Origin of the sequence: Polaribacter sp. (genome assembly GCF_039939415.1) — a bacterium.
GTDB lineage: Bacteria > Bacteroidota > Bacteroidia > Flavobacteriales > Flavobacteriaceae > Polaribacter.
On sequence record NZ_JBDVJE010000011.1, the window covers coordinates 117139 to 136883 of the forward strand.

General features: G+C 27.3%; 20 protein-coding genes. 10 read left to right on the forward strand and 10 right to left on the reverse strand.

What is annotated here, in order from left to right:
* Positions 1 to 8: 8 nt before the first annotated feature.
* Positions 9 to 1007, forward strand: a complete 999-nt coding sequence (locus ABJG40_RS01990) for a metal-dependent hydrolase (protein ID WP_348022907.1) — start codon at positions 9 to 11, stop codon at positions 1005 to 1007.
* Between the two features lie 65 nt (positions 1008 to 1072).
* On the forward strand, positions 1073 to 1858 hold the full coding sequence (locus ABJG40_RS01995) for a hypothetical protein (protein WP_348022908.1): 786 nt from the start codon (positions 1073 to 1075) through the stop codon (positions 1856 to 1858).
* A 540-nt stretch (positions 1859 to 2398) separates the two neighbouring features.
* On the opposite strand, the gene ABJG40_RS02000 is transcribed toward ABJG40_RS01995, so the two are convergent.
* Both ABJG40_RS02000 and ABJG40_RS02005 read right to left on the reverse strand, forming a co-directional pair.
* Complete coding sequence (locus ABJG40_RS02000; RefSeq protein WP_348022909.1) at positions 2399 to 2878, reverse strand: winged helix-turn-helix transcriptional regulator; 480 nt, start codon at positions 2876 to 2878, stop codon at positions 2399 to 2401.
* Between the two features lie 76 nt (positions 2879 to 2954).
* Positions 2955 to 4013, reverse strand: a complete 1059-nt coding sequence (locus ABJG40_RS02005) for a M14 family zinc carboxypeptidase (protein ID WP_348022910.1) — start codon at positions 4011 to 4013, stop codon at positions 2955 to 2957.
* 507 nt (positions 4014 to 4520) lie between these two features.
* Here ABJG40_RS02005 and ABJG40_RS02010 point away from each other — a divergent pair.
* Entirely contained in the window at positions 4521 to 4871 is a 351-nt protein-coding gene (locus ABJG40_RS02010; protein ID WP_348022911.1) for a helix-turn-helix transcriptional regulator, read from the forward strand.
* Positions 4872 to 4970: 99 nt separating this feature from the next.
* The gene (locus ABJG40_RS02015) at positions 4971 to 5486 is read left to right on the forward strand and encodes a hypothetical protein (RefSeq protein WP_348022912.1); all 516 of its coding nucleotides are present in this window, start codon (positions 4971 to 4973) and stop codon (positions 5484 to 5486) included.
* 763 nt (positions 5487 to 6249) lie between these two features.
* On the opposite strand, the gene pheT is transcribed toward ABJG40_RS02015, so the two are convergent.
* The 6 genes from pheT to ABJG40_RS02045 form a co-directional block, all read right to left on the reverse strand.
* The gene (gene pheT / locus ABJG40_RS02020) at positions 6250 to 8676 is read right to left on the reverse strand and encodes a phenylalanine--tRNA ligase subunit beta (protein WP_348022913.1); all 2427 of its coding nucleotides are present in this window, start codon (positions 8674 to 8676) and stop codon (positions 6250 to 6252) included.
* 247 nt (positions 8677 to 8923) lie between these two features.
* Complete coding sequence (locus tag ABJG40_RS02025; protein ID WP_348022914.1) at positions 8924 to 9484, reverse strand: phosphatase PAP2 family protein; 561 nt, start codon at positions 9482 to 9484, stop codon at positions 8924 to 8926.
* A 1-nt stretch (position 9485) separates the two neighbouring features.
* On the reverse strand, positions 9486 to 10646 hold the full coding sequence (locus ABJG40_RS02030) for a peptidylprolyl isomerase (protein ID WP_348022915.1): 1161 nt from the start codon (positions 10644 to 10646) through the stop codon (positions 9486 to 9488).
* Between the two features lie 8 nt (positions 10647 to 10654).
* Entirely contained in the window at positions 10655 to 11368 is a 714-nt protein-coding gene (locus tag ABJG40_RS02035) for an FKBP-type peptidyl-prolyl cis-trans isomerase (protein ID WP_348022916.1), read from the reverse strand.
* Positions 11369 to 11376: 8 nt separating this feature from the next.
* Positions 11377 to 11907 carry a gliding motility-associated peptidyl-prolyl isomerase GldI gene (gene gldI / locus ABJG40_RS02040; RefSeq protein ID WP_348022917.1) on the reverse strand — a complete coding sequence of 177 codons (531 nt, stop codon included), beginning with the start codon at positions 11905 to 11907 and terminating at the stop codon, positions 11377 to 11379.
* Positions 11897 to 12925 (reverse strand): bifunctional oligoribonuclease/PAP phosphatase NrnA, encoded by a 1029-nt coding sequence (locus ABJG40_RS02045; protein WP_348022918.1) that lies wholly within the window; start codon positions 12923 to 12925, stop codon positions 11897 to 11899. Before ABJG40_RS02045 ends, gldI begins: the two co-directional genes overlap by 11 nt.
* A gap of 89 nt (positions 12926 to 13014) precedes the next feature.
* Here ABJG40_RS02045 and ABJG40_RS02050 point away from each other — a divergent pair, with 89 nt between their 5' ends.
* On the forward strand, positions 13015 to 13902 hold the full coding sequence (locus ABJG40_RS02050; RefSeq protein ID WP_348022919.1) for an alkaline phosphatase D family protein: 888 nt from the start codon (positions 13015 to 13017) through the stop codon (positions 13900 to 13902).
* A 167-nt stretch (positions 13903 to 14069) separates the two neighbouring features.
* Complete coding sequence (locus tag ABJG40_RS02055; RefSeq protein ID WP_348022920.1) at positions 14070 to 14489, forward strand: nucleoside-diphosphate kinase; 420 nt, start codon at positions 14070 to 14072, stop codon at positions 14487 to 14489.
* Positions 14490 to 14661: 172 nt separating this feature from the next.
* On the opposite strand, the gene ABJG40_RS02060 is transcribed toward ABJG40_RS02055, so the two are convergent.
* Together ABJG40_RS02060 and ABJG40_RS02065 are read right to left on the reverse strand one after the other, a co-directional pair.
* On the reverse strand, positions 14662 to 14958 hold the full coding sequence (locus ABJG40_RS02060; RefSeq protein WP_348022921.1) for a DUF721 domain-containing protein: 297 nt from the start codon (positions 14956 to 14958) through the stop codon (positions 14662 to 14664).
* Positions 14958 to 16037, reverse strand: coding sequence for a DNA replication/repair protein RecF (locus ABJG40_RS02065; protein ID WP_348022922.1), 1080 nt, complete (start codon positions 16035 to 16037; stop codon positions 14958 to 14960). The genes ABJG40_RS02060 and ABJG40_RS02065 overlap by 1 nt, the downstream gene beginning before the upstream one ends.
* 114 nt (positions 16038 to 16151) lie before the next feature.
* On the opposite strand from ABJG40_RS02065, the gene ABJG40_RS02070 reads away from it, so the two are divergent.
* The 4 genes from ABJG40_RS02070 to mutL all read left to right on the forward strand — a co-directional run bounded on the left by ABJG40_RS02070 (position 16152) and on the right by mutL (position 19743).
* Positions 16152 to 16916, forward strand: a complete 765-nt coding sequence (locus ABJG40_RS02070; RefSeq protein WP_348022923.1) for a tetratricopeptide repeat protein — start codon at positions 16152 to 16154, stop codon at positions 16914 to 16916.
* An 82-nt stretch (positions 16917 to 16998) separates the two neighbouring features.
* Complete coding sequence (ribH, locus tag ABJG40_RS02075; RefSeq protein WP_348022924.1) at positions 16999 to 17505, forward strand: 6,7-dimethyl-8-ribityllumazine synthase; 507 nt, start codon at positions 16999 to 17001, stop codon at positions 17503 to 17505.
* Positions 17506 to 17653: 148 nt separating this feature from the next.
* Complete coding sequence (locus tag ABJG40_RS02080; protein WP_348022925.1) at positions 17654 to 17929, forward strand: riboflavin synthase subunit beta; 276 nt, start codon at positions 17654 to 17656, stop codon at positions 17927 to 17929.
* Positions 17929 to 19743, forward strand: coding sequence for a DNA mismatch repair endonuclease MutL (gene mutL, locus ABJG40_RS02085; protein ID WP_348022926.1), 1815 nt, complete (start codon positions 17929 to 17931; stop codon positions 19741 to 19743). Before ABJG40_RS02080 ends, mutL begins: the two co-directional genes overlap by 1 nt.
* Positions 19744 to 19745 lie beyond the last annotated feature (2 nt).

The following is a 19745-nucleotide window of genomic DNA, read 5'->3' on the forward strand; positions in this document are numbered from 1 at the left end:
TATATAAAATGGATTCATTAACTCAAATAATATTAGGAGCAGCAGTTGGAGAAGCTGTTTTAGGAAGAAAAATAGGCAATAAAGCTATGTTATATGGTGCTATTGCAGGTACAATTCCAGATTTAGACGTATTGGCCTCTTTTTTTACAGATACAGTAACAAGTTTAGAAATTCATAGAGGTTTTACGCATTCTGTTTTATTTACCCTACTCTTCTCTCCTATTTTAGCTTTTATCGTTTCTAAATATGAAAGGTATAAGAATGTAAAAAATTGGTTCTGGCTTTTCTTTTGGGCATTTATTACACATCCAATATTAGATGCTCAAACAACTTGGGGTACACAATTATTTTGGCCTTTAGATATTCGCTTGGCTTTTAAAAATGTATTTGTTATAGACCCTTTATACACTGTACCTTTTTTAGTTTTCTTGATACTAACAATGTTTCAAAAAAGAATGACTAAAAAAAGACGTTTGTATAATAATTTAGGATTAATCATAAGTAGTTTTTATCTATTAATTACCTTAATTTTAAAAGGGATTTCTTATCAAAATTTCACAAAAGAGCTTAACTATCAGAATATTAAATATAGATATATTGAAACAAAACCAACTCCTTTAAACACGATTCTTTGGACTGCAAATATTGAAACAAAAGATGCTTTTTTAATTGGTCATTCTTCTTTTTTTGATAAAAATCCAATTCAGTTTTCTAGTTATCCTAAGAATCATCATTTATTAGGCGATTTAGCAAATCATACCAAAACAAAACGAATGATTGCTATTTCTAAAGGTTGGTATACCATAAACAAAGTAAGTGATACGTTATATTTTAATGATTTACGTTTTGGTACTTTAAGCATACAACACAATGCAAAAAACTTTGTTTTTAAATACAAAATTTTAGTTGATAAAAACGGAACCCCATATTTTAAAGAAGAGCTTAAAGACAAACAAGAAGGAAAAAAAATGCTTTCTGAATTGTGGTTGAGAGTAAAAGGGAATTAAATTGAAAAATTTTGTAAGGTTTCTATTAAATTTTCGATTTCTTTAAAAAACCTTAAACATAAAATATGAATAAAACTATTATAACACTTTTTATAAGCCTATTAATTATTACAAGCTGCCAAAAAAAATCACCAGAAACAAAACAAACTGTAAAAGAAACTATAGCAAAAACATTTGCTCAAAAAATAGAAATTGCACATCAAAAAGAAGTTTTTTTAAAAAATGAAGCCATTCAATTTGACGCTGTTGTAGAATTTGGTGGAAACGAAATTTTTAACGCAAATATTACAATTGCCACAACTTCTGATATCGCAAAAATCACCTACAAAAACGGAGATGAAATCTATATAAGTAAAGAGAATGTTTTTGTTTCAGATAATTTAAAAGACAATCCAGGAGTACGTTTTCATGCCTATACATGGAGTTATTTTTTCTTGTATCCTTATAAATTAAGTGACAACGGAACCAAATGGGATGACAATTTTAAAACAAATGAAACAAACAATACTTTTAACACTGCTAAATTAACTTTTGAAGCAAATATAGGTGATGCACCTGATGATTGGTATATTCTTTATACAGAAAAAGAAAGCAATCGTTTAAACCATGTTGCCTATATTGTTACAGCTGGTAAAACAAAAGCAGAAGCAGAATCAGATCCTCATGCAATAAAATATACAAATTATAATACAATAAAAGGTGTTCCTTTTGCTTCTGATTGGGGATTTTATGAATGGACCCTTAACACTGGTTTAACAAACAAAATTGGTAGTGGTAAAATTACAAATATTAAGTTTGTAAATAAGTTTAGAGATAATTTTAAAATTCCAGACAATTATTTTAAAAGATAGTTTTAAAACTGTTTTATTAAAACCTCTATTAATAGTTTTAAAAAATACATTTACAGTTAAATAAGCTATTTAAGAAATAAAAATTAGAACTAAGACCCTTCTTATATATTGTATTTACTAATACACTTAGAATTATAAAAAATTATAAAGTTTATACTCTTCTCTACTTTTTTTAGCTTTTATTTTTTCTAGATGTTTATTATATACCCATATTGGTCTTAAAACTAAATGTATAATTTCTATTTTTAACCACTATTATCCGATAAAATTAAAACCGTTATTTTTATTAATAACTGAAAAAGTAAGCTCATTAGTTTTATGTAAACTCCATTTTTACTTATTGTTCTAATTTCTGCATATTAGCTTCTTTGAGATACTTTTTTAATAAAACTCTTCATATTATCATTAAAGAAAACTATTACTTCTAATTATTTTTATAAAAAAAATGTTTTTAAATCTTAACAAAGATATTTTCTTAGCAAAAAAAATCCTTACCATTTTAGTGATAAGGATGATTATAATAATATTGAAAATGAAATGCTACAATTCTTGAAAAATTGCATGCATCATTCTCTTTTTATCATTAATACTTTCTTCTAAAGCAATCATTGTTTCTGTTCTATTTACCCCAGGAATATCATCTATTCTATAAATAATATCTTTTGCATCATTTGTTCCTTTTGCTCTTACTTTACAGAAAATATTGTATTTACCTGCAGTAACATATGCTACAGTTACATTAGGAATACTTCTTAAATCTGCAATTACACTTTGAGTCATAGATGTTTTTTCTAAATATACACCAACATGCGCAATGAAAGAGTATCCCATTTTTTCATAATTTAATGTAAGAGTAGATCCTTGAATAATACCTTCATCTTCCATTTTTTTAACACGCACATGAATTGTACCTGCAGAAACTAATAATTGTTTTGCAATATCTGTAAATGGAGTTCTAGCATTCTCTATTAAAATATCTAATATTTGGTGATCGATTTCGTCTAAAATAAATTTTTTCATATTTTACGTATTATTCAAATTACAATACAAATTTATGAATTTAATTTAATTAAACAGCAATTAAACTAACAAATACTTAAACAATTTTACCCTCGAAAACGATTTCGGAGTGTCCTATTTTAGATTTTAAACGATTTTCATCTACTTTGTTTAATTTTGAAACAAACTTTCCTTCAATAATTTTATCTTCATATTGGTAGGCAACATCATTTTTAGAGTCTGAATATCTGTGAATTACATCATAGAAAATTTTATCATTGTTAGGAATTGTAAAATAAGCATCGTAATTAACAAATGATTTGGTAGTTGCAATATGATAAATACCCTGTAAAATAGAAAAGAAAGTATATTTTCTTGTTACTTCTCTTTCATAATCATTTGGGTAATGTCCAGACTCTATTAAAATAGTATTATACCCTAATTTTTGAAAGTTATCTCCTGTTGCAGTAGGATAAAACTCATCTGTATACCTACCTACAAAATTAGGAATACTATTTTGAAGCATTTTATTCATACCTACAATAACATCCATAGTTGCAATTCTTCCTTTTGTTAAAGCTCTTGTAATTTCTTCTGAAGGAGCTAAAAAAGAAATGGTTGCCGGATTTTTTGTTCCCTCTACATTAAATATTGTTCTTTGATCGTGAAGATTAAAACAAAACTGAGGGTTAAATTCTTCTAAAATCTTACGTAACAACTTACTTTCTTTAGCAACTCTACCTACAGCATCTCTATTTAAATCTATTTGATTTGCATTAACTCTTGTGTATGCTTGGGAACCATCTGGATTTAACATAGGAATAAAAACCAAAGTACATTCTTCTAAAATATGATTAAAAATCATTTCTGATGAGTTTAAAACACAATTAAAAAGATCGAACAAAGCTTTAGTACCTGTACTTTCATTACCATGCATTTGAGACCATAATAATATTTTCTTAGCTCCAGAACCTACTTTTAGTTGCATTATAGGTCTGTTTTCTTCTGATTTTCCTATTTGAGAAACTTCAAACTTAGATTTATATTTCGAAAATAAACTTTCTAAATCTTTAAATGTAATCCATTTTCCATGCAAAGAACTTTCATGTTGTTCTTCGAAAATAGACTCTAAAAATTCGATTGCTAAAGTATTCATTGTTTTATTTTAAGTAAATTTTTTCAAAAATAAAGAATTTATAAACGACATCAATCATATAAAATTCTGCCACCTGTAATTATAACACATAAATTAAAAGCGAGTTAATTTTCAACAATTTCTAGAAATCAAAAAACATCACCTCAACTTTTTTTTTAATAACTCTCAGCCATTTAAATCAACTCAAATTTATCATTTACAATTGTCACCAAACTATTAAGTTACAATTGTAAAATGTAACCGTGTTACAAATGTAAAACTAAATATTTGACACAAATGTTACGCTTGTAAACTGTAAACTTATGAATTTAAATAAAGAGACACACCTTTTACTACTTCAAGTTAATTGAGCTTTAAAATAACTTTAAAACATTTTAAATCAATTAATAACATATTTTAATTAAAGTATTTATTTAATTAAATAATTTGTGTGTTTTTTATTTACAGAATTATCCTTTGCCACTACTTCTATATTTTTTACATTTGTATAAAGCAAAAAACATTACAATGGTAAACATAGCAGAATTTACATCTCGATTAAAAAAAGTAATGGAATTTCATCAATTATCTGCCTCTATGTTTGCAGATAAAGTAGGCGTTCAACGCTCTAGTATTTCTCATATTCTCTCAGGAAGAAACAAACCAAGTTTAGATTTTATTCTAAAAGTTACCTCGGAATTTAAAGACGTAGATATGTATTGGTTATTAAATGGAACAGGTAATTTTCCTAAAAGCGAAAACAGCATACCTACTTCTACTCCATCTTTTTCTGAATCGAATTCTGAAATAAATAGAAAAAGGATTCAAAGGATTGTTGTTTTTTATGATGATGGAACTTTTGGAGAATACAAAAGGTAAAATTTCATTTTCTTATAACTTCAAAAAAAGTGAATTCTCACATTAAACCTTTAGTTAAAAACTTAGTCAAAAGCTTATCTTAATCATATTAAATTTAAAATGGCAAAAAGAAAAACTCCATTATCATTTCAAGTTAGAGTTATCCATAGATATTTAGGTTATTTCTTATCAGGAATTATGTTTGTATATGCCTTAAGTGGTATTTTAATGGTTTTTAGAAATACTGATTTTTTAAAAAAAGAAGTTATTACAGAAAGACAACTATCTCCAAACTTAACACCTAGAGATTTAGCCCCTATTTTTAAAAAAGGAGCAAAAGTATTACACTCTGAAGGAAATGTCTTATACCTTAAAAATGGAAATTATAATAAAAAAACAGGCATTGCAAATATAAAAAAAATGAAACTCCCTTTTATTTTAGATAAAATGGAAAAACTTCATAAAGCAAATACGAATAGTCCACTTTATTTTTTAAACATCTTTTTTGGCATCTCCTTGTTGTTTTTTGTTTTTTCTGCGTTTTGGATGTATACACCAAAAATGCCCGTTTTTAAAAAAGGAATGTACTTTGCAATTGGAGGTATTGTTTTAACAGTAATTTTACTGTTTATTTAAAACTTAGCAACATTATATTAATAAACGTAGAGTTCTAAGTTTAGAATGAAAACAAATAATATACTTTAACCAAATCATAATAGATTAGCCTCAATAATTTGTAGTCTCGTCTTTTATTAGCATCTGATAAAGTACTTTTATTAGGGGTAACCAAATTTATAATAACTTATTTAATTCCACATTCACATAAGAAACTACAACCAGAGTCAACCCCATAGAGCAAAAGATAATCAAGTGCTAAAAGGTATTAAAGCACTTACAATAATGGTCAGATTTATGAGATTTAGTATGTTGTTTAACTTTCTGATTAGAAATCAAATTTATAAGCTGACTAAAAATAGGCTGTCCGTAAAAAACACTATCCTTACTCATAGTTGGTTATTTGATTAGAGATTTAGTCAACTATAAGAAAAAAGCATCTATTATTAAAGCTTTTTTTTATCGGACACTAGTGTATTAAATATAAAATTAAAGTAGCTTCGCATTTTATAACTATAGGAACAACTAACAAAAAAATATAAAAAGACTTATGCTAAATTTATAGCAAAGACAAAAGGAAATTAAATTAAGAACTTTTATCTATAGCTTTATTAAAAAAACTAACTTAGCTAACCACTTATATAATGAATTAAAACTTGGTCATATATTTAATGACATTGTATGTAAATTAGCAAAATGCATATTCTTAAAACAGATTAACTAAAAATTAAACACTTAATGATTGTCACTTATGAAAAGTCTAAAAGAAAATAAAAAACTTAAATTATCTTAAAACAGCGTTTAAATTCTTTTCAAAAGATTGTTGTAATTTTTGCATTATTTTATCAATCTGTTTATCTGCTAAAGTTTTTGTTTCATCTTGTAATAAGAAACTAACTGCATAAGATTTTTTCCCTTCTGGTAACTTATCACCTTCATAAACATCAAATAAGTCTACCTCTTTTAGTAATTTTCTTTCCGATTGAAAAGCGGAGTTATACACTTCATTAAAAGATACTTTTACGTCTAATAATAAAGCTAAATCTCTTTTTACAGCAGGAAATTTAGGTAATTCACTTACTTTAATATTTTTATTACCAACTAATTTTAAAATAGTATCCCAATTAAAATCTGCAAATAAAACTTCTTGTTTAATTCCGAATTCTTTTAAAACAGAACGATTAACTACACCAAAATCGACTAATTTTATTTTTCCTAATCCAAGAGAAATTCCTTCAGAAAAAACATCTTGTTTTGTTGGAGAGGCTTTTACTTTATCAATTCCTAACCTACTTAATAAAGCAGTTATTATTCCTTTTAAATAAAAGAAATCAGATGTTTTCTTAGCTAAACTCCAAGTTTCTTTAGTTCTATTACCAGTTACAAATAAAGTTAAATGTTTGTCTTCTTGGTACTTTTCATTGTATTTATGGTAGGTTTTACCAAACTCATAAAACTGTAAAGAATTATTTTTTCTATTGATATTATAGGCAACTGATTCTAAACCACTAAATAACAAAGATTGACGTAGAACTTTTAAATCATTACTTAATGGATTTAGCATTTCTACATTAGCATCTTCGTTTATATTTTCTGATAAAGTTGCGTATTCTGGCTTTGTTAAAGAATTTGCCATAGTTTCGTTAAAACCTAAAGCACTTAATTGATTTGCAATAATATTTTCGACTTTTGTTTCTTTGTTAGAATCAAAAGAAATAGAAGTGTTAAGTTTATGAGAAAACTCAATATTATTATATCCATAAACTCTTAAAATCTCTTCAATAATATCAGCTTCACGCTGAACATCTGTTCTGTAAGAAGGTATTGTTAAGCCAAGTCCTCCATTAGTTTCACTATTAATTTTAATTTCTAGTGATGCCAAAATATTCTTAATTGTTTCTTTAGGAATTTCTTGACCTATTAACCTATAAGCGTTTTCGTATGACAAAAACACTTGGAAGTCTTCAATTTTTTCTGGATAAAAATCAGAAATATCAGAAGCCATTTTTCCGCCTGCATACTCTTCAATTAATAATGCTGCTCTTTTTAAAGCATATTTAGTTAAATTGATATCTATACCTCTTTCAAAACGGAAAGAAGCATCTGTATTTAATGCATGACGTTTTGCTGTTTTTCTTACAGAAACAGGGTTAAAATAAGCTGCTTCTAAAAAAATTGATGATGTATTTTCTGTAACTCCAGAATGTAAACCTCCAAAAACACCTGCAATACAAAGTGGGTTAGAATCTGCATCACAAATCATAATGTCTTCTGATGACAATTCTCTTTCAACTTCATCTAAAGTTGTAAACTTTGTACCTTTTTCTAATGTTTTTACAAGAATTTTATTTCCTTTAATTTTTTGAGCATCAAAAGCATGTAAAGGTTGACCTAATTCGTGTAAAACATAATTTGTAATATCTACAATATTATTTTTTGGCGATAAGCCTATGGCTTTTAATCGATTCTGGATCCATTCTGGAGAATCTTTTACTTGTATATCTGTAATTGCAATACCACAATAACGGGGCGTTAACTCTTTATTTTCTACTTCAATATCAAAACGAAGTGTTCTTTCATCTACATGGAAATTACTTACAGAAGGAGATATTAATTCTAATTTTGTTTCTTGTTGAATTAACCCTGCTCGCAAATCTCTAGCTACACCAAAATGACTCATTGCATCAGATCTATTTGGTGTTAAACCGATTTCGAAAACATAATCTGTTTCTATATTAAAAACATCTGCAGCAGGAGTACCAACTTCTAATGCTTCGTCTAAAATAAGAATTCCATCATGACTTTTGCCAAGACCTAATTCGTCTTCAGCACAGATCATTCCATGACTAACTTCTCCTCTAATTTTTCCTTTCTTTATTTTAAAACCTTCTCCTTTATCATCATATAAAGTTGTACCAACTGTTGCTACTGGTACTTTTTGACCAGCATCTACATTAGGAGCTCCACAAACAATTTGTACAGGTTCTCCAGAACCTAAATCTACTGTAGTAACTTTTAATCTATCTGCATTTGGGTGCTGTATACAAGTTAAAACTTTACCAACAACTATTCCTTTTAAACTTCCTTTTATAGATTCTTTGGTTTCAATTCCTTCTACCTCTAATCCTAAATCAGTTAACAATTCTCCTGTCTTAATAGGCGCCCAATCTACCTGTAAAAACTGCTTTAACCAATTGTATGATATTTTCATATTGTAATTTTCGGGTTTGTAAGCTGCAAATTTAATTAAAATCTACTTTTTAACGTCATTTTTCATTTTAAATCGGTTGTTTATTTTTTAATAATTCAAAATAAATATACTAAAAGACTTAAAGGTTATAAAAGTAAAACTAGATTACTACTTTTATTTATAAAAAAAGTATTGAATAATAAAGAAAGTAGCTAATTTATTAAACACTTTCTCTTGTAATAATAAATATACTAGAATTATAAGAAAACTAGGTAAACAGTTTTTTATCTAACTTTTTATATAAGAAAGCATAAATATTTGCAAAAGTAATTCCTATTATTATCCCTACTAGTATATCAATTGGAAAATGTACCCCTAAATACAATCTACTGTATGCAAAAATTAAAGGCCAAAATAAAATAAAGTATATGTATTTGTATTTGGCTCTTAAAAGTAAAACAACAAATACTGAAAAGAAAGTTGATGTTGTTGCATGACCCGACATAAAACTAAAACTTTGTGGTTCTATTAGAGTTCTTAATAAATGTTTAATTTCTGGATCGTTATTTGGGCGTAATCTTTCAAAATAATCTTTAATAAAATTAGTAAATTGATCAGAAAAAGCAACTAATAAAATCATAGAAAGAATCATAACTCCTCCTCGTTTCCACCCAAAAGCTTTTATTGTTAAATAAAAAATAAATATAAACAATGGGCTCCAATACAATTGGTTTGTAATAATTAACCAAATTGGATCCCATTGTTCACTTCCTAAATTATTAAGGAAAATTAGTATATTTTTATCAAATTGAATTAAATCTTCTAACAAATTATTTTCCTTGTTTTAATACTTCTATTTCAAAAACTAAATCAGATTTTGCTGGGAAAGGTCCATATTTAGATTCTCCATAACCTAAATAATAGGGTATAAATAACCTTACCTTTTCTCCTTCATTCATCGTTAAAACTCCTTCTTTAAAACCTGCAATCATAGGTCTTTGTTGGTCATTTAACTGGCAAACAAATGGTTTTCCTTTTGTATCTGTGGTAGATTGAATTTTTTTACCATCTGCAGTATAAAGTGTATAATTAATTGTTAATGGTTTATGATCAACTACTTTTTCTCCTTTCGTTTTTTTCAATTTTAAAATCTGTAATCCAGAAGAGGTTTTTACAGAATTAGCAACATCCATTTTGGCATAAAATTTTTCTTTTTCTACTAAATAGTTAGAATATCTTGCTTTTTCTGCTGCTGCTTCAGCTTTTTTACGGTCTTTTTCAGAATCTGAAAATTTAGCCAAATAAGTATCAAAAACTTTTGCTGCGTTAAAATTTTCTGCTTTTGAACCTAGCTTTACAATATTCATCGAAATAATTGTATCTCCTTGAACTATATTATTAACAACAGCCATTCTAGTAGAATCTACTGCTTTTTTTAATAGCAAAGAATCTTTAAATTTAGAATTTAATTCTTTTAATTGAATTGAATTAATTACAGTTTTACCAAATACAGAATGTTTACCATCTAAGTGTGGTATTGCTCTGTGAGTAATAAAAAACTGACTATTATTAGTTGTTGGCCCACCATTTGCCATAGAAAGAACACCTTTATCATCATGTCTGTACATTAAATCTCCGTCTTTTTTCTTAGGAAATTCATCACCAAAAACATATCCGAGTTTTTTTCTACCTGTTGTTGTAAAACCACCTCCTTGTATAACAAAATTATTAACAACTCTATGAAAAATAATACCTTCATAGAAGTTTTTTCCTTTTAAAGAATCTACTAACTTACTATTTGTACCTTCAATTAAAGAAACAAAGTTTGCAACTGTCATTTTTGCATCTTCTGCATATAACTCTACTAAAATATCACCTTTATTTGTTGTAATTTCAGCATATAAACCGTCTTTTAAACTTTTATATTTTTCTGATGATTTACAAGAAACAAATAGTGTAGTAAAAAACAGTAAGTATAGTAGATTTTTCATTTAAGTAATTATTTTTTAATTTCTAATAATTCTACTTCAAAAACAAGAGCCATATAAGGTTTGATAACTCCTGGTCTTGGATTTGCTCCATAAGCTAATTCTTGAGGTATAAAGAATTTATACTTAGAACCAACATTCATTAATTGTAAACCTTCTGTCCAACCTTTTATAACTTGAGTTACTCCAAATTCTGCAGGAGTTCCTTTATCTACAGAACTATCAAAAACAGTTCCGTCTAATAATGTACCATGGTAATGTACTTTTACTCTAGAAGTTGTTGTAGGTTTTTTTCCTTTTCCTTTGTTTAAAATAATATATTGTAAACCACTTGCTGTAGTAACAACTCCTTCTTTAGCTTTATTAGCTTCTAAAAAAGTAACACCTTCTTTCTTGTAAACTTCAGCTTTTGCTAATTCTGCTTTCTTTTTTTCTTCTTGCTTCTTTTTAAAATAAGTTTGAATAATTTTTTGAGTATCTTTTTCATCAATCAAAAAATTTAACGAATCTATACCATTTTTAAATCCTTGAATAAAAACATCTTTATTGACTTCTTCAAAGCCATTTTGAAATTGTCTATTCATATTAATACCTGTACTTAAACCTGCAGCATAACTAACAGAATCTATTTCTGTTTCTAAAGATTTAACTTCTTTTACTTGGTTTCCACAAGAAACCATTGATGCTACAACTGCAATTGATAAAATACTTTTTATAATTCTCATTTTTCTATTTATTTAATATTTATTAATGTTACTGTACTTATTATTGATTGATTAATTCCTATTTTATTTCCATCTCCAGAAATACCAAAAGCATTGTAAGATGGAATGACAAATGTAATGGTTTCTCCTACCTTCATCAACTTTATTCCAGATTGTAATGCAGAAATAAAGTCTTCTTTATCTACATTATATTTTTTAACTCCTAAAATTTCTTTAGAATAAATTGTTTCTCCTTTTAAATTAGATAAATTATATTCTAAAGTAACTAGGTCTCCTGTTTTTGGAGTTGGTGTGTTTTCATTTATTTTTGTATTGTATGTATACCAATACCCTTTAGGAGAAAGAATGTAATTATGTATTGAATCTTTTTTTATTAAATTACTAATTTTAGTATCTTCTACTTTATTTAATTTAATAGACTCTTTAATTGTTTCTTTTAAAATTGTTGTTGATGGTTTTGCTTCTATAGGTCTTCTAGGATTTATTTTAGTACAACCAAAACATATAAAACTAATAAAAATTATAATTTTAATTTTCATAAGACTTTTCTAATTCTTCTTTATATGTTGGTAATAAGGTAACAAATTTTGTTACTGTTTCTGTCATCGATAAATCAGATTTACCACCAGCAGCATTATCATGACCTCCTCCATTAAAATGATTTCTAGAAAACTGATTCACTGAAAATTTCCCTTTAGATCTAAAAGAAATTTTTATAATTCCTTGCTCAGCATCTTCAATAAAAATTGCTGCAAAAATAATACCTTTTAAAGAAAGTGCATAATTTACAATGCCTTCTGTATCTCCTTTCTGAAAATCGAAACGTTTTTTTTCTTCTGTAGTTATGGTTATATAAGCCGTTTTATAAGTTGGTAATATCTGTAAGTTACTTAATGCCTGACCTAATAACAACAACCTGTTGTATGAATTTGCATCATAAACATTATTATGAATTTGATCATTTTGAGCACCTTTATCAATTAAGTCTGCAATAATTCTATGTGTAGTACTTGTGGTAGATCTAAATCTAAAAGAACCTGTATCTGTCATGATACCTGTATATAAACAAGTAGCAATATCTGCATCAATTAAATCTAAATCATTATTCATTTCAATAAATTGATATACCATTTGGCAAGTAGAACAAATTGTAACATCAGAATACATATATTTTACATCATCTGGTTGTTGATGATGATCTATCATAGCAAAATCGTTGGGATATTTTTCTAAAGTATTTTGCATATCATGCCCTACTCTATGCAAAGCATTAAAATCTAAAAGAAAAATAATATCAGAACTATTTATTGCTCTTTGAGATTGCTTGTTTTGCCAATCAAAACGATATGTTGTTTTAGAACCTGGCAACCAATGTAAAAAATCTGGATATTCATTGGGCACAACAACGGTTGCTGTATGCCCTTTTTTATCTAAATATTGTTTTAAAGCCAATGTAGACCCCATAGCATCACCATCTGGATTTCTATGTCCAATAACTACAATATTTCTTGGTTTATCAAGAAAGCTTTTTAACTCTTTAAATGCTTTTAAAATCATAAGTGGCGAATATACAATTTAATAATATTGTTTAAAATATTTTTTAATTTACATTCGTAGTAAAACAAAAAAAAAAAAAAAAATCGATTATGAAAATAGTACTAAGGCTAAGTTTCTTTATTTTATTTCTACTGATAACTTCTTGCTCTTCATCAAAAAAAATTAACACCGATAAAAATATAGATTTTACAATTGCTTTTGGATCTTGTAATAAACAAAATATTAAGAATAAACTTTGGAAAGAAGTTAAAAAAAATAATCCCAATTTATGGATTTGGGGTGGAGACAATATTTATTCTGATACAGATAATATGGAGGTCTTAAAAAATGATTATAAAACACTAAAAAAACAAAAAGGGTATCTTAATCTAGTAAAAGACATACATGTAATGGCTACTTGGGATGATCATGATTATGGCATTAATGACGGAGGAATAGAATTTCATAAAAAAGATGAAGCTCAACAAATTTTTTTAGATTTTTTTAATGTTGATAAAAACAGCCCTAGACGTAAACAAAAAGGAGTCTATCAATCTAAAGTTTTTAAAACCAATAAAGGCAGTATAAAAGTATTTGTTTTAGATACTAGGTATTTTAAAACCGCCCTTACTAATGATACAGAATCTACTAAAAGATACAAACCTAATCCTTATGGAAAAGGCTCTATTTTAGGAAAAACACAATGGAATTGGTTAACTAATGAATTAAATAACTCTAAAGCAGATTTTAATATTATTGTTAGTAGTATACAAATTTTATCTGGCGAACATGGTTTTGAAACTTGGGCTAATTTTCCTCATGAAATTGATAAATTAAAAAACACAATTATAAATAATAAAGCTAAAGGAACCTTATTACTTTCTGGCGATAGACATATTTCTGAATTTTCTAAAATCAAGTTTAAAAATCTTTCTTACCCTTTAATTGATTTTACTTCTAGTGGATTAACCCACTCATATACAGAATACAGAATGTAGTTTCAGAAATAAGTTTTGGATTGTTAAAATTTGATTTTGAAAAAAAAGAAATCTCAATGCAAATGAGAGGTGAAAATAATTTATTACTTCAAGAATTTACACAAATTTACCCATAACTTGCAATTAACATTAAAAAATGTACTTTTGCAAAAATTTAAAAAAATAACATGTCAACAAATAGAACATTTACAATGCTTAAGCCAGATGCAGTAGAAAACGGACATACTGGTGCTATTCTAGAAAAAATAAATGCTGCAGGTTTTAGAATTGTAGCTTTAAAGAAAACTCAAATGACAGTAGCTGATGCTGAAACTTTTTATGCTGTGCATAATGAGCGTCCGTTTTTTGGTGAATTGGTAGAGTTTATGACAAGAGGTCCAATAGTAGCTGCAATTTTAGAAAAAGACAATGCAGTAGAAGATTTTAGAACTTTAATTGGTGCTACAAATCCTGTTGATGCTGCAGAAGGTACTATTAGAAAAATGTATGCAACTTCTATGGGAGAAAATGCTGTACATGGTTCTGATTCTGATGAAAATGCAGAAATTGAAGGAAACTTTCACTTTTCTGGTAGAGAACAATTTTAAGAATTTTAGAAATTCTTAGTAAAAAAATATGTTTAAAAAACTCACAACGAAAGTTGTGAGTTTTTTGGTTTTGAATTTAGTTTGTTTCTAAAAGAAAAAGAACTTCGCTAACGCCATTTTAAGTCATTAAAACGACCCATAATAGTCTTCAGTTAGCTAATCTTTCTAAAATCTAAACCAACATCAATTTAGAAATTATATTATCTCCAATTTCTTCATTCATCATTTTAATAATCTTGTCTTTTCCGTAACTTAATTCTTCACGCAAAACAGACGAAGACAATTGTATTACTAAAGTCTTATTTTGTAGTTTAACAGAAGTTGTATGATTCGCAACACCTGGTCCCATCATTTTTATCCAAGTTTCTTCAACCTTCATCTTTTGCATTCCTTTACTCAAGTTATTTTCCTTAATAAAAGTTTGCATTAAATCTTGTATTGAAAATGAATCGTTTTCTCTTTTTGCCATTACAACTTAAATATTTGATATTCTTTGTTTCCTTGTTTTAAAATATTTTCTGTTCTTTCAGAATGTGTATCTGTAATAAATATTTGACCAAATTCTTCATGATTCACCAAATCTATAATTTGAGTAACTCTATTTTCATCTAACTTATCAAAAATATCATCTAATAATAAAATTGGAGTAACATTAGATTGCTTTTTTATAAACTCAAATTGAGCCAGTTTTAAAGCAATTAAATAGGATTTCTGTTGCCCTTGTGAACCAAATTTTTTTATAGAATACTCCCCTATTTGAAAACTTAAATCATCTTTATGAATCCCTGAAGTTGTATATTGAATTATTTTATCTTTTTGTAATGAACCTTGTAATAACTCTTGGATAGAAAAATCATGCAACTGACTCTTATAGTTTAAATTAACACGCTCTTTATCTCCAGAAATTACTTGATACTTCTCATTAAATATAGGAATAAATTCTTCTAAAAAAGCTTTTCTAACTTCATAAATTCTACTTCCGTATTCAGATAATTGCTCATCATATACACTTAAGTTTAAAGCATCAAAAGTTCTATTGGCAGCAAAATACTTTAATAACGCATTTCTTTGAGATAATACTTTGTTATAAGAAAGTAAATCTTTTAAATACGTTTTATTTTGTTGAGAAATTACACCATCTATAAACTTTCTTCTAGTATCACTACCCTCTGTAACTAAATCTCTATCTGCAGGTGAAATAATAACTAAGGGTAATTGCCCAATATGTTCAGAAAATTTTTCATAATTTTTACCATTACGTTTTAAAACTTTCTTTTGCCCCTTTTTTAAACTGCAAACAATTTTCTCATTTCTATCATTTAAAAGGTAGTCACCTTCTATCATAAAAAAACCTTCACCATGTCTAATATTTTGTCCTGCAACCGAATTAAAGTAACTTTTTGTAAAAGATAAATAATAAATTGCATCTAAAACATTGGTTTTTCCAATACCATTGTCTCCTACAAAACAATTTATTTTCTGCTGAAAATCAAAAGATTGCGATTCAATATTTTTAAAATTAACTAAAGAAATTTTTTGTAAATACATTATTAGATTTTGTTCTTAAAAAGGTTTTGCAAATTATTGAAAATTTAGCGAATTATCCGCTTTTAAAATCCAATTAAAAAAACTATTTTTGTCGCCACTAATTTTTAAGGAAATATGGCAACATACAAGAAGAAATATAAAGCAGAAGGTAAAAAACAAGAAAATCAAATCGATGAATCAGAATTTGAAACAGCAGGTGTATTAAACACTTTAGACGAAACTGCTTCTAAATCTGAACAATGGATTGAAAAAAATAGTAAGCCTTTATTTATGGCTTTAATAGCTATTGTTGTTATCTTTTTAGCTTATTTAGGTTATAATAAATTTGTGGTTGAGCCAAATGAAACAGAAGCTTCTAACGAATTAGCTTTTCCTAGAAAATATTTTGATGAAGCTGCAACTGCAGGTTCTGGAATCGATTCTTTATTAACTTTAAGTTTAGAAGGTGCAGATGGTAAATACGGTTTTTTAGATATTGCAGATGCATTTAGCGGTACAAATGCTGGAAACCTAGCAAACTATTATGCAGGTGTTTCTTACCTACAAATGAAGAAATATGACAAAGCAATAGAATATTTAAGTAAATTTAATTCTGATGATGAAATGTTAGGTCCTGTTGCACTTGGTGCAATTGGTGATGCTTTTGCAGACATTAACCAACCAGAAGATGCTTTAGATTATTATGAAAAAGCAGCAAACAAAAAGAATAATGATTTTACAACTCCTTTATATTTATTTAAAGCAGGACAAATTGCATTAGAAGTAAAAGATTTTAGTAAAGCAGAATCATTATTTACAAAAATTAAAGAAAACTATTCTACATCTGACCAAGGTAGAGATATCGAAAAATTTATAGCAGCTGCTAAATACGCGAACTAAATAGTTAGCAGCAAAAAACAGTAGCAGTTGGCAGTAAATATCTGACTGAAGACTGAGACCTGTTAACTGAATACTAAAAAAAATGGCAACTACAAATTTATCATATTACGATAAAGCAACAATCCCAAATGCGAAATCTTTTCGATTTGGGATTGTTGTTTCAGAATGGAATCCTGAAATTACTAAAAATTTACATAAAGGTGCATTTAAAACTTTAATAGATTGCGGAGCAACAAAAGAAAACATTGTTTCTTGGGACGTACCTGGAAGTTTTGAATTGGTTTATGGTTGTAAAAAAATGATTGAATCTCAACAAGTGGATGCAATTATAGCCATAGGAAACGTTATACAAGGAGAAACTAAACATTTCGATTTTGTATGTGAAGGTGTTACACAAGGTATTGTAGATTTAAATATTAAATATGATGTTCCTGTAATTTTTTGTGTATTAACAGATAATACAAAACAACAATCTCTAGACAGATCTGGAGGTAATCTTGGTAATAAAGGTATAGAATGTGCTGTTGCTGCTGTAAAAATGGCTGCAATTAAAAATATTGATACCTCTACAGAAAGTATTGGTTTTTAACTTTTTTATTTTTTACTTATAAAATTAAGAACTCTTTTAACATCATTTTTTTAAGAATTCCGTTTAATTCTGTAAATTTGGAATACTTATTCATTTGGTATACTAATTGATTTTAATAAAATCATTACAAACCAATATTTATAAAACTATGGGATTTTTAAAACGTACAAACAAGAAATTTGATTACCAACCTCGTTTTTATAAAGGAGAAGGAAATCCTTATAAAATAGAACACAAACTAGATCAGTTTAGAAAAACTGCAGGTAAAAATAAAAGTTTAAAAGGAAAGTTTAATGATGCTATAGATGATTTAAAAAACTCAGATAAAAGCGTAAACAAAACACTTTTAATTATCATCTCTATTCTTGTACTTCTCTTTTTATTCATCATCGATTTCGATTTATCTATTTTTAAAAGAAATTAATGTCTGATATTATTCAACTTTTACCAGATCATGTTGCAAATCAAATTGCAGCAGGAGAAGTCGTACAAAGACCTGCTTCTGTTGTAAAAGAATTGTTAGAAAACGCAATTGATGCTGGTGCTACTAACATTAAATTGTTACTAAAAGACGCTGGTAAAACCTTAATTCAAGTTATTGATGATGGTAAAGGAATGAGCCCAACAGATGCAAGAATGTCTTTTGAGCGTCATGCAACGTCAAAAATTCAAAAAGCAGAAGATTTATTTAATCTTTGTACAAAAGGATTTAGAGGTGAAGCATTAGCATCTATTGCTGCAATTGCTCATGTTGAGTTAAAAACAAAACAAGAAAACGAAGAACTTGGAACTTCAATAAAAATTGAGGGAAGTAAAATAATTTCTCAAGATTTTGTTTCTACAAGTAAAGGCACAAGTTTGGCTGTAAAAAACTTGTTTTATAATATTCCTGCAAGAAGAAATTTCTTAAAATCAGATACTGTAGAAACACGTCATATTATAGATGAATTTCAGAGAGTTGCCTTAGCGCATCCAACAATATCTTTTCTATTACATCATAACAACAATGAAATTTATCATTTAAAAAGTAGTAATTTAAGAAAACGAATTGTGGCTGTTTTTGGTGCTAAAATGAATGAAAAATTAGTACCAATCGATGAGCAAACAGATATTCTTACAATTGAAGGTTTTGTTGCCAAACCAGAATTTTCTAAAAGAAAAAGAGGAGAGCAATTTTTTTTTGTAAATGATCGTTTTATAAAGAGCTCTTACCTTAATCATGCTGTTGTAAATGCTTTTGACGGTTTGTTAGAACAGGGTTCACATCCCTCCTATTTTTTATACTTAACAGTACCTGCAAATACAATAGATATTAACATTCATCCAACAAAAACAGAAATAAAGTTTGATAATGAAAAGGCTTTATATGCCATGTTAAGAGCTACTGTAAAACATAGTTTAGGGCAGTATAATGTTGCACCTGTTTTAGATTTTAATAGAGATGCTAACTTAGATACTCCTTATCATTATAATTCGAAACCAAAAACCTCATCTACTCCAAAAATTTCTGTTGATCCTGATTTTAATCCTTTTAAAGAAGATATTAAAAACTTAGCAAGCAAAACATATATTCCACAAAAACAAACTGAAAGTTGGGAGTCTTTGTATACATCTGTAGCAGTTACTGATGATGAAAAACAAGAAGAATTATTTAAAAATCAGCAAGAAATAAAAACACAAAAAACGTTTCAAATTCAACGCAAATACTTGTTAAGTTCTATAAAATCTGGTGTAGTTTTAATAAATCAATCTTTAGCTCATCAAAGAATTTTATATGAAGATTTTTTAGAAAGTATTACTGTTAAAGAAGCCAATAGTCAGCAATTATTATTCCCTGTAAAAATTTCTTATTCATCCGCAGAAATAGAAATGATTTATACCATAAAAAGCGAATTAGAAAATGCTGGTTTTTCTTTTGATGAATTTACTAAAGACAGTGTTACAATAAAAGGGATACCAGTTTCTGTTACAGAAAGTAAAATAACTATTATCTTAGAAGAGTTATTAAGTGATATAGATTTAGAAGTACCAGATGCTAGTTTTAGTTATTTTGATGTTATGGCAAAATCATTTGCTAAAACATTATCTATAAAAACAGGCACACAACTGTCTGAAAAAGAACAAGAAAGTTTAGTAAACGATCTATTTTCTTGTAAAGAACCAACAATTTCTCCTTTTGGCAAACCTACTTTTAAAACATTAACTTTAAACGAAATAGATAACTTATTTAATAGTTAAAC

Excerpts from the sequence above, each read along its gene's own strand:
- gldI (WP_348022917.1), bottom strand. The coding sequence starts at position 11,907 with ATGAAAATTAAAATTATAATTTTTATTAGTTTTATATGTTTTGGTTGT.
- ABJG40_RS02050 (WP_348022919.1), top strand. The coding sequence starts at position 13,015 with ATGAAAATAGTACTAAGGCTAAGTTTCTTTATTTTATTTCTACTGATA.
- pheT (WP_348022913.1), bottom strand. The coding sequence starts at position 8,676 with ATGAAAATATCATACAATTGGTTAAAGCAGTTTTTACAGGTAGATTGG.
- ABJG40_RS02080 (WP_348022925.1), top strand. The coding sequence starts at position 17,654 with ATGGGATTTTTAAAACGTACAAACAAGAAATTTGATTACCAACCTCGT.
- mutL (WP_348022926.1), top strand. The coding sequence starts at position 17,929 with ATGTCTGATATTATTCAACTTTTACCAGATCATGTTGCAAATCAAATT.
- ABJG40_RS02045 (WP_348022918.1), bottom strand. The coding sequence starts at position 12,925 with ATGATTTTAAAAGCATTTAAAGAGTTAAAAAGCTTTCTTGATAAACCA.
- ABJG40_RS02060 (WP_348022921.1), bottom strand. The coding sequence starts at position 14,958 with ATGGCAAAAAGAGAAAACGATTCATTTTCAATACAAGATTTAATGCAA.
- ribH (WP_348022924.1), top strand. The coding sequence starts at position 16,999 with ATGGCAACTACAAATTTATCATATTACGATAAAGCAACAATCCCAAAT.
- ABJG40_RS02030 (WP_348022915.1), bottom strand. The coding sequence starts at position 10,646 with ATGAAAAATCTACTATACTTACTGTTTTTTACTACACTATTTGTTTCT.
- ABJG40_RS02005 (WP_348022910.1), bottom strand. The coding sequence starts at position 4,013 with ATGAATACTTTAGCAATCGAATTTTTAGAGTCTATTTTCGAAGAACAA.
- ABJG40_RS02035 (WP_348022916.1), bottom strand. The coding sequence starts at position 11,368 with ATGAGAATTATAAAAAGTATTTTATCAATTGCAGTTGTAGCATCAATG.
- ABJG40_RS02065 (WP_348022922.1), bottom strand. The coding sequence starts at position 16,037 with ATGTATTTACAAAAAATTTCTTTAGTTAATTTTAAAAATATTGAATCG.
- ABJG40_RS02070 (WP_348022923.1), top strand. The coding sequence starts at position 16,152 with ATGGCAACATACAAGAAGAAATATAAAGCAGAAGGTAAAAAACAAGAA.
- ABJG40_RS02015 (WP_348022912.1), top strand. The coding sequence starts at position 4,971 with ATGGCAAAAAGAAAAACTCCATTATCATTTCAAGTTAGAGTTATCCAT.
- ABJG40_RS01990 (WP_348022907.1), top strand. The coding sequence starts at position 9 with ATGGATTCATTAACTCAAATAATATTAGGAGCAGCAGTTGGAGAAGCT.
- ABJG40_RS02000 (WP_348022909.1), bottom strand. The coding sequence starts at position 2,878 with ATGAAAAAATTTATTTTAGACGAAATCGATCACCAAATATTAGATATT.
- ABJG40_RS02010 (WP_348022911.1), top strand. The coding sequence starts at position 4,521 with ATGGTAAACATAGCAGAATTTACATCTCGATTAAAAAAAGTAATGGAA.
- ABJG40_RS02055 (WP_348022920.1), top strand. The coding sequence starts at position 14,070 with ATGTCAACAAATAGAACATTTACAATGCTTAAGCCAGATGCAGTAGAA.
- ABJG40_RS01995 (WP_348022908.1), top strand. The coding sequence starts at position 1,073 with ATGAATAAAACTATTATAACACTTTTTATAAGCCTATTAATTATTACA.